1 protein-coding gene and 2 tRNA genes are annotated in these 2,033 nt (G+C 43.0%); all 3 read right to left on the reverse strand.

All coding sequences use genetic code 11. The features are described from left to right. Positions 1 to 367: 367 nt before the first annotated feature. Complete coding sequence (locus ACFQZR_RS08840) at positions 368 to 1,498, reverse strand: FUSC family protein (RefSeq protein ID WP_379344967.1); 1,131 nt, start codon at positions 1,496 to 1,498, stop codon at positions 368 to 370. 214 nt (positions 1,499 to 1,712) lie between these two features. Continuing rightward, positions 1,713 to 1,795: transfer RNA gene (locus tag ACFQZR_RS08845), tRNA-Leu, on the reverse strand. Between the two features lie 68 nt (positions 1,796 to 1,863). Beyond that, positions 1,864 to 1,939, reverse strand: a tRNA-Lys gene (locus ACFQZR_RS08850). Positions 1,940 to 2,033: the final 94 nt, after the last annotated feature.

Raw genomic sequence — 2,033 nt, forward strand, 5'->3', positions numbered from 1 at the left:
CAGCGTTCGTCCTGAGCCAGGATCAAACTCTCCAATAAAGTGTTTGACTTGCTCATTTTGAAACTGACTTGCTTACGAGAACCGAAGTTCTCGTTATACTTTCAATCATTCGTTGTTCAGTTTTCAAAGATCAATGTCTTTCTCGTGATCACCGCGTCGTTCTCTCGGCGACAACTTTTATAATATATCACATTCAACTTCATAATGCAAGATATTTTTTTAAGTTTTTTTCGAGAAGTTCTTTTCTCTTGCGTCCCGTCTGCTACTCTCGTAGCGGCCGGAATAAGAATATACCATGGAATGCAAAAAGAATGCAACATGCAATTAATTCCAAATGGAATCTACGGCATATTACATTCTTTCTTCCCTAATTCGCTATTCTACGCGGTGTGGAATTTTTCTTCGTCTTCATATAACCTGTTGCCTTCACCAATGCATGATTCGAAGACATCGACGAACTCGAACGTTCTATCTCAGCAACGATACGATGCAAATCCGCAAACAGACTCCCAATCTCCATCAGTGTCTCTGCCTTAGCTTGTTGTTCCTTAAAAGCATCAAATAATAAAAACTGATCATCATAGGCCTGATGAATCGCCTGTTCCAGTGCTTCATGCCGTTTTGGCGTTGTTTGTTTTAGCAATCTACCATATAACAGAATACATTCAGCTGAACTCATTAGCGCAGCCTCGATCGGCAATTGCTTCAAATATTTCGTTCCAATCTCCTGCACAGCATAGTTCACACTGGATACAGCAATCAATATTTTCTGAACTGTATCTACACGATCTTGCAAGGCTGCTAGTTTTCGAGAATCTTTACGATAGATAAAGTTATATTTGAGACTTTTCTGTGCATTGCAGTATGCATCATTCAATTTCCGACTCAAAGACATCAAATCCGCATCCGAATATTGAAAACTCATCAAGTCATTCTGCTGTGCAGACACACTATGACCCAATTGCTGCATTCGTTCCGCAAGCTTCTGACAAATATTCGCGTTTCGACGCACAGCCGACGGCATTTTATTCTCAGGATGTATCGTGATTTGAACAAGAACCGCAATGATCGCACCGACAATCGTCTCAATTATCCGCCCTGTAGCGTAACCTTGAGCTTGTTGAAAAGACATCACCATCACCGAACTCACACCAATTTGCGAAATAATCTGTGGATTCAGTTTGAAGGCCGTAGCTGCGCCCATACCAATAAGAAGCACCACCACGACACCTAAGAAGTTCTGTCCCACATAAGGTACGACGACAGCGGTCACGACGACCCCAATGATTACACCAAGAATACGGTATAGTCCTTTTTCCATTGTGTCTGCGATCGTGAGTTGAACCGTCAATACAGCTGCAAGGGGGGCAAAATACGAGAAATGATCTCCGAACATTAAAGATGCGACTGACCAAGAGATCGCCGCCGCCAACACTGTCTTTATGACATGAAATGTAAGACCCAGGCGAGCGCACCATTTCGTTATACGCTTCAACATGGAGCACACACCTCCTATTTCCATATGGTTATTGACTTATCTGAACAACTTTATTATATCGACTTCCACAACACTAATTTGTGATTTTAATCACAAATATTAACCTAGTACATTAAATTTTTAATAACTCCACTGTACCTGAGTATAAAACACCTAAGTACAAAATAAAAATCCCGCACCTCTTCGCAGAAGTCACGGGAATCATTATTAAGTATGGTGCGCGTAGAGGGACTTGAACCCCCACGGTCGCCCGCTAGATCCTAAGTCTAGTGCGTCTGCCAATTCCGCCATACGCGCGCATGTGGTACTCAATTACTATACCATGGTTGGACTAGCTTGTCAACCATGTTTTTTTGAAGTAAAACTGGTGAGCCATGAAGGACTCGAACCTTCGACACCCTGATTAAAAGTCAGGTGCTCTACCAACTGAGCTAATGGCTCTCATTCGAGAGGTAAAAATGGCGGAGCTGACGGGATTCGAACCCGCGGTCTCCTGCGTGACAGGCAGGCATGTTAGGCCTCTACACCACAGCTC

The sequence above is a fragment of the Paenibacillus sp. GCM10027629 genome, from assembly GCF_042676425.1.
Classification (GTDB): domain Bacteria; phylum Bacillota; class Bacilli; order Paenibacillales; family Paenibacillaceae; genus Paenibacillus_K; species Paenibacillus_K terrigena.

Excerpts from the sequence above, each read along its gene's own strand:
- ACFQZR_RS08840 (WP_379344967.1), bottom strand. The coding sequence starts at position 1,498 with ATGTTGAAGCGTATAACGAAATGGTGCGCTCGCCTGGGTCTTACATTT.